The organism is Micromonospora sp. AB353 (assembly GCF_049538395.1).
In the GTDB taxonomy this organism is placed as follows: domain Bacteria; phylum Actinomycetota; class Actinomycetes; order Mycobacteriales; family Micromonosporaceae; genus Micromonospora; species Micromonospora aurantiaca.
The window spans coordinates 1-7,274 of record NZ_JBMVFV010000143.1; the positions used below are offsets into that span (position 1 = coordinate 1).

Genomic DNA, 7,274 nt, shown 5'->3' on the forward strand with positions numbered 1-7,274 from the left:
CGATCATCACGCCGTTGCCGTCCGGGTCCTCCACCGAGAAGAACGCGCCGAACGGGGCGTCGAAGACCGGCGACGCCTCCACGCCCGCCGAGGCCAGCTCGTTGTGCAGGCCCTTGACGTCCTTGCACGCCACGGAGATGTGCTGCGCTCCGGGGCGGAGGCCACCCACGCCCCAGGTGGCGAGCACCATCGTGGTCTCGCCTCCCGGAGTGCCCAGCTGCAGCCAGCGCAGGCCCGGCTCCGGCGGCATCTCGTCCGGGGTCATCTCGTGGTCATTGATCACCTCGAATCCGAGGCGGGCGTAGAAGTCCTTCGCCTTGTCCTGGTCGGTGACCGGGATGGTGATCAATGTGATGTGGCTGATTCCCATGGAATTTCCCATCTCACGGCATATGGGCGAACAGTGCGATCATCCTACCGAACCGATCCCCGTTTGCGCATGCCTGAGACGCGCATGTCCGGCGCGGATCGTCATGGTCGCGCCGGACGAGTGCGATGGCGAGATCAGTTCGATTTCACCATTTCCCGGCGCAGGGTGTCGGCCGCGTTTCCGGTACGCATTTCACACACCCGGACGAGCGTGTCGTAGGCGACGAGCGCCCCGCGTACCGTCTCGTTGTAGAGATCCTGCGCGGCCACGCCGAGGTCGCGCATCGGCTGCATGAACAGCAGGAAGAACGCGTTGAAGTCGTACCCGTTCAGGATCTCCTCGCCGATCGGCTCCATGCGCTGGAGCAGCTGCACCCGCACCCGCAGCTTGCGCAGGTAGGCGATGCGCGACTGGGCCATGCCGGCGAAGCCGCCCTCGCCGGCCTGGATCAGCCGGTTCTCGAAACACTCGTCGCGGCCCTTCGCCAGCGCGAGCGCGCTGTACCGCTGCAGCTCCCCGTACTCCCGGACCGCGGTGTCGATCTGGTCCACGGTCCCGTCCAGGGCCCGGAAGGTCTGCGAGTAGGTCTTCAGGACGCCCGCCATCTGCTCGGCCACGTTGGCGGCGTCGAACGAGCCGTCCGGTGACACGGCTCCGGCGGAGGCTTCGACGACGTATCGCACCGTGTCGTCGAGGCAGGCCAGCGAATCGAGGCAGTCGCGAACCGCACGGAGCGTCGCGCCGGTCGCGACCGCGTCGGACACCAGACCGGTGACGATCTCGGCGGCGTCCCCGGCGGCGTAGTTGGTCGGGGGGCACTCATTGTGTAGACCCAGTACACCCACAGCTTCCTCCCTCACTGGTGATCGAGCTCTCCCTCGACCCTAGGGGCGTCGCGGGGGCCGAGACTTCTCCTGTGTTGCCCGCCGGTACGACCGGCCGGGATAGGCAAGCGGCGAGAAGCCGGGCCGCGGACGGGCGCGAAGAATGATCGCGGAGAGCGCGGCGAACCTGCGGAAAGGGTGGTGCCCGATGCCCGGCGACGCGACGACGGACGCGGTGTCGACTCCGGAGCTGGCGGAGGTGTTCGACCGGGCGGCGCCACGCTACGACCGCACCGGCGTCCGCTTCTTCGGCCCGATCGGCGCTCGCCTGGTGGCGGGGCTCGATCTGCGCCCGGGCGAGGACGTGCTCGACGTCGGCTGCGGGCAGGGCGCCTGCACCGTTCCCGCCGCCCGCGCCGTGGCGCCGGGCGGCTCGGTGATCGGCATCGACGTGGCACCGGCCATGGTGGAGGGCGCCCGCGCGGAACTCGCCGACGAGGGACTGACGAACGCGGAGGTACGCGTCGGTGACGCGGCCACGCCCGGCTTCGCCCCGGCCCGTTTCGACGCGGTCGTCGCGGGCCTGGTGATGTTCATGCTGCCCGACCCGGCGGACGCCGCGGCCCGGTACCGCCGGCTGCTGCGCCCGGGCGGCCGCTTCGCGATGACCACGTTCGGCGCCGACGACCCCGCATTCTTCCACGTCACCGACGCCGTCGTGCCGTACGTGGACGGTGGCATGCCCCCGGTACCCGGCCGCACCGACAACCCGTTGCGCTCCAAGGAGGGGATCCACCGCCTGCTGCGCGACGCTGGCTTCGCCGGCACGCGGATCGAGGACGAGACGCTCGACCTGGAGTTCACCGACCCACGGCAGTGGTGGGGCTGGCTGTGGCAGACGGCCGGCCGGATGGTGCTCGAGCGGGTGCCCGCGGAGCGGCTGGGTGAGGCACGGGCGGCGGCCGAGGCCCGGATGGAGGAGGTCGCCGCCGACCGCGGACGCCTGGTCGTGCACTGGAACGTCTGGTACTCGTACGCCACCGCCGGCTGACTTCGAGCCCGTCCCGAAGGGGGATCCGTCATGGCCGCAACCAGCCCGCCGACGTTGCAGGGCCTGCCGCTGTTCGGCAACGCCTTCGCCTTCATGCGTGACCCGGTCGCGCTGGCCCGCGCCGGCTACGCCGAGCACGGTCCCGTGTTCGCGCTGCGGATGGGGCCGCGGCGCTCGGTCGTCGTGGCCGGCGTCGCGGAGAGCCGGCACGCGATCGCGCTGCCCGAGACGATCCTCGCCGTCCAGCCGGTCTACCAGTGGCTGAAGCCCATGTTCGGCGCGGTCATGCAGGCCGCCGACCACCCGGACTACCTGCGTCAGCGGGCCGCGCTGCTGCCCGCCTTCCACAGCCGCAACCACGCGGACTACCTGGCCGCCATCATCGGTGAGACGAGCGAATGGATGGACCGGCTCGGCCCGCGCGGTGAGTTCGACGCGCGCGCCGACCTGGAACGGCTGAGCATGGACATCGCCGTACGCCTGTTCCTGGGGTCCGGCTTCCGCGCCCGGCACGGCGACCGGTTCCGGTCGCTCTTCCTCGACATCGCGGCCGGGATGGAGTTCTTCCTGCCGGCCAACCTGCCGACGCCGCGCCTGCGCCGGCGCGACCGCGCGCGCCGGGAGATGTTCGAGCTGATGGGGCCGCATCTGCGGGCCGTCCGGGAGGACCCGGACACCGGCCGGTACGGCTTCCTGCCGCACCTGCTCGCGGGCGGCGCGGACTTCGACGACGAGACCGTCATCGGGCTCATCCTGATCCTGGTGTACGCGGCGTACGAGACGACAGCGGCTCAGCTGGCCTGGTCGCTCATCCTGCTGCTGCAGCACCCGAAGGAACTGACGGCGATGGAGGAGGAGATCGCCGACCTGCCCCGGCACGCCGGCGACTGGACCGTCACGGATCTGCACCGGCAGCGACGGCTGTTCGAGGCGCTGCTGGAGTCCCAGCGGCTGCGGCCGGTCACGACGCTGCTGACCCGGCAGACCGTCACCGCGTACGAGGTCGGTGGTTTCACCGTGCGGGCCGGCTGGCAGACGCTGTTCTGCCCGCCCGTGACGCACCGCGTGCCGGAGGTGTTCCCGGACCCGGACCGGTTCGACCCCGACCGGTTCAGCAGGGACCGCGACACGGACGGCCGGGCGGCGGCCGGCCTGCTCAACCTCGGCGGCGGCCTGCACGCCTGCCTGGGCGCCCGCTTCGCGGACCTGGAGATGAAGGCGGTGCTGGCGATGCTGACCCGCTCGTACGACATGGAGCTGGGGATCGCCGAGCCGCAGCAGGCGCCCGGGCTGGGTGTGGCCCGGCCCGCGTCGTGCCCGGTGCGGTACACCGCCCGGTCCTGACCTCGTGGCCGTCGGTGGACCCGGCTCCACCGACGGCCACGGGCACCGGCGCGGGCCGGAACCTCAGCGGACCTGCGCCCGCCGCGGCCCGGCCTGGGACTCGAGCATCAGCAGGGGGAACGCGAGCAGCAGCGGCGGGTCCAGCAGAGCCGGCCGGCGCAGCGGGATGCCGACCGCGACGGTGGCCTGCGCCGCGACCGGCTCGTCGGGGATCTCGGCGGAGCCGACGCAGATGCCGGCCGAGGGCTCCTCGGTGAGGACCTCGCCGATGGTCACGTCGGTGCGGGCGCTGACCGCGAGCACGCTCGCCCTTCCCGTCACCGCGAGCGGCAGTGGGAACACGCCCGGCGAGAGGATCGCGGCGCAGGACGATGGTCGTTGCTGCGGTATTCCGGACCGGAAGGTGGCGACCACGGTGAGGCCCGGGTGGCCGTCCGGGCGGGCCCCGACGTGGAGGAGCGCGAACGGCTGACGTGCGGGGGCCGGTGGGGTGGAGACCAGTTCGCGCAGGGGCACGTCCGCGACGGCCCGGCCGTACGTGCGGAAGCGGCCGGGCGACACACCGACGAGACGGGTGAACTGGGTGGTGAAGGTGCCGAAGCTGGAGTAGCCGACCGCCATGCTGATGTCGGTCGCGCTGGCGTCGCTGCCGAGGAGCCGGCGTTTCGCCTCGGCCATCCGCACGGCGGTGAGGAACCGGCCGGGCGTGACGGCGGTCAGCATCCGGAATACGCGGTGGAAGTGGAACGGGCTCATCAGCGAGGCGCGGGCGATGTCGTGCAGCCGGTGTGGCTCGTCGAGGTGGCGCCGCATCGAGGTCACCGCCTGGGTGATCGCTCCGATGTGCACGGAGGCCGCGGGCGCGGTGGTGGTCCCTGTTTCGTGGACGGCAGGCATGGGGCGTCGGACCTCCTGAGGGGATTGCGGAGATCGATCAACGACGGCAGCAGCAGGGCCGGATGGACGTCGGCGGAGCGCTGTCCGACTCGATGCTATAAATTCATATAGCAATCGGCAAGCCCATGAGAGCTATGTGTGAACAGTCCGCCACGGTAGGTGCTGCACCGGTTGGAGGGTAGCTGCGCCATTTTCGACACCGGCAATCGATTTCATCGGTTTGTTTCCCGGCAGAGCGCATTCGCCACCGAAGGCGCCGCGCCGAAACGGTCGAGCAGTTGCAGACCGATCCGGCGGATTGTCCGCAACATTCGATAGGACGTGCCGTGCTCGTCGTGCCGGGCCGTCAGGAGCGACTTGTCGACCAGGCGGTTGAGCAGCGGACGCAGATCGATCCGGACGTCCTGTTCGCAGTAGGAGCGGGCCGTCTTCTCCACCATGTCCGGGCTCACCGGTTCCGCCATCCCGCTGACCAGTGCGAGGCACTGCTGTTCGGCGAGCGTGAGCCGGTCCACCGTGCGTACCACCGCCGCGTGCAGCGAACGGTGGTGCGCGGGCGTGCCCCGGCGGCTCGCGTCCAGCAGCCGCAGCGGATCGCGGCACTGCTCGGCCAGCTCGGGCAGACCGGTGGTGCGCAGCACGCGGGCGGCCAGTTCCAGCGCGAGCGGCAGGCCGTCGAGCCGGCGGCAGATGGTGGCGACCAGGGCGCAGTTCTCCTCGTCCACCGAGAAGGACGGGCACGCCTGGGTGGCGCGCCGCGCGAACAGCGCCACGGCGGGCACGCGCAGCAGCGCCGCCGGGTCGGCCGGTGTCTCCGGCCCGGGCGGCCGGAGCGGGCCGATCGTCAGGATCGTCTCGTACGGCAGGCCGAGCAGTTCCCGTGAGGTGACCAGGACGCGTGCCTGCGGACAGGACCGCAGCAGGTCGTCGACGAGCCCGGCGCAGGGCTCCAGGACGTTCTCGGCGTTGTCCAGGAGGAGCAGGAGCTGTCGGCCGGCCAGATCGTCGAACCGCCGGACCGGCGCGGCGTGACGCTGCGGGAGCATCGGGTGCAGGGTCCGCCGTACCGCGTCGGCCGCGTCCGCGGCGTCGCCGGCCGCGGCCAGGTCCACCACCGCGACGCCGTCGCGGAAGTCCCCCCTGGCGGCGGCCGCCGCCGCGCGCGCGACGGCGCTCTTGCCCACCCCCGCGGGTCCGCTCAGCGTGACCAGCCGCTGCTGGACGAGCAGGTCACGCAGCTGTCGCAGCTCGGCCTCGCGGTCGATCAGCGGGTCGACCGCCGGTCCCGGACCGAGCCAGCCGCCGGGTGGAGGGCCCGGGACTCGGCTCCCGCCGGCGGCTACCAGTTGCCGGTGCACCCGGCGCAGTTCGTGGCCGGGTTCGACGCCCAGTTCGGCCTGCAGCCTGGTGCGGATCCGGTCGTAGTGGGACAGCGCCGAGGCGCCGTGGCCGGCGCGCCGCTGGGTCTCCAGGTAGAGCGCCTGCGCGGCCTCGTTGAGGGGGTCCACCTGGGCGAGACGTTCGGCGGTGGGCAGGACCGCGACGGCGCCCTTGCTGGTCAGGCCGGCCCGGACGTACGCCATCGCCACGGTGGTCCACTTCCCCCGGAGCAGGGTGACGTCCTCGCACCCGGGCAGCAGGGACTCGAGATCGGTGGTCGGCGACGCGGGCCACTCGCCGAGTGCCCGGCGCAGCAGGCCGTACGCCTCGCCGGTGGCGCCGGAGGCCAGCAGTTGCAGCCCGTGGTCGGCGTGGCTGTGGAAACGGCTGACATCCACCGCGTCCGGTGGCAGCCGAAGCTGGTAACCGGTGCCGCTGTGCCCGATCACGTTGGTGCGGCGCCGCGCCGGGGTGTCCGGCTCCATCACCTGGCGCAGCCGGGCGATGTACGTGTGCACCAGTGACTGCGGCGTGCCGGGCGGCTGGTTCTCCCAGAGCGCCTCGATGATCTCGTCGATCGGCACCGGGGTGCCGTGGCGCAGGGCCAGCAGGGCGATGATTGCCCGTTGTTTGCGGGGCCCGAGGTCCACCTTGCGGGAATCGATTACTGCGTGGGTGGAGCCGAGGACTTTAATCTCCACAATTGCCGCACGCAACACGTTGCCCCCAGGGTCGCCCGTATCGACGTCAACCAACGTCAGCGTAGTAATTACTTCGGGAAACCTGAAGTGCACAAATATTGCGCCGGAAATTGGTTCGCTATATGTAGCCTGGGTTGCGTGCCGAGGACCGGGCGGCCGAAGGCCGAGTTGGTGTTGACCGACGAGGAGCGCGCCACGCTGTTGCGCTGGTCGCGGCGGGCGAAGTCCTCCCAGGCCCTGGCGCTGCGGTGCCGGATCGTCCTGGCGTGTGCCGAACCCGGGGCGACGAACGCCGCCGTGGCGGCCGACCTCGGGGTGTCGCGGCCGACGGTGGGGAAGTGGCGCAGCCGTTTCCTGCAACGGCGTCTGGAGGGTCTGGCCGACCGGGACCGGCCGGGCCGGCCGCCGTCGATCGGCGCGGACCGGGTCGAGGAGGTGCTGGTGTCCACGCTGGAGGAGGCGCCCCCGGGTGCCACCCACTGGTCCCGCAGGTCGATGGCCGAGCGGACCGGGCTCTCGCGGTCGACAGTCGGGCGGATCTGGCGCCGATTCCACCTCATGCCGCACCGGGATCCGCCGTTCAACCTGTCGGCCGACCCGGTGTTCACGGCGAAGGTGGTCGACGTGGCCGGGTTGTATCTGAATCCGCCGGCCGGCGTGGTCGCGCTCGTGGTGCACGAGACGGCACGGATCCCGCCGGGACCGCC

Annotated in this window: 7 protein-coding genes; 3 read left to right on the forward strand and 4 right to left on the reverse strand. The window is 71.6% G+C overall.

Features of this window, described 5'->3' with window-relative positions; all coding sequences use genetic code 11:
* A partial coding sequence (locus ACPCK6_RS28925) for a VOC family protein (protein WP_423482785.1) occupies window positions 1–370 on the reverse strand: 370 nt, incomplete at its 3' end.
* Window positions 371–504: 134 nt separating this feature from the next.
* Entirely contained in the window at window positions 505–1,215 is a 711-nt protein-coding gene (locus tag ACPCK6_RS28930) for a hypothetical protein (RefSeq protein WP_194799985.1), read from the reverse strand.
* A gap of 187 nt (window positions 1,216–1,402) precedes the next feature.
* Between ACPCK6_RS28930 and ACPCK6_RS28935 the strand changes: the two genes are divergently transcribed.
* On the forward strand, window positions 1,403–2,245 hold the full coding sequence (locus tag ACPCK6_RS28935; RefSeq protein ID WP_396881462.1) for a class I SAM-dependent methyltransferase: 843 nt from the start codon (window positions 1,403–1,405) through the stop codon (window positions 2,243–2,245).
* Between the two features lie 30 nt (window positions 2,246–2,275).
* Complete coding sequence (locus ACPCK6_RS28940) at window positions 2,276–3,589, forward strand: cytochrome P450 (RefSeq protein WP_423482786.1); 1,314 nt, start codon at window positions 2,276–2,278, stop codon at window positions 3,587–3,589.
* 63 nt (window positions 3,590–3,652) lie between these two features.
* On the opposite strand, the gene ACPCK6_RS28945 is transcribed toward ACPCK6_RS28940, so the two are convergent.
* Together ACPCK6_RS28945 and ACPCK6_RS28950 are read right to left on the reverse strand one after the other, a co-directional pair.
* The gene (locus ACPCK6_RS28945) at window positions 3,653–4,438 is read right to left on the reverse strand and encodes a helix-turn-helix domain-containing protein (protein WP_423482787.1); all 786 of its coding nucleotides are present in this window, start codon (window positions 4,436–4,438) and stop codon (window positions 3,653–3,655) included.
* A gap of 260 nt (window positions 4,439–4,698) precedes the next feature.
* The gene (locus tag ACPCK6_RS28950) at window positions 4,699–6,516 is read right to left on the reverse strand and encodes an AfsR/SARP family transcriptional regulator (RefSeq protein WP_396881464.1); all 1,818 of its coding nucleotides are present in this window, start codon (window positions 6,514–6,516) and stop codon (window positions 4,699–4,701) included.
* A 189-nt stretch (window positions 6,517–6,705) separates the two neighbouring features.
* Between ACPCK6_RS28950 and ACPCK6_RS28955 the strand changes: the two genes are divergently transcribed.
* The coding region (locus tag ACPCK6_RS28955) for an IS630 family transposase (protein WP_423482788.1) at window positions 6,706–7,274 on the forward strand (569 nt) is incomplete at its 3' end.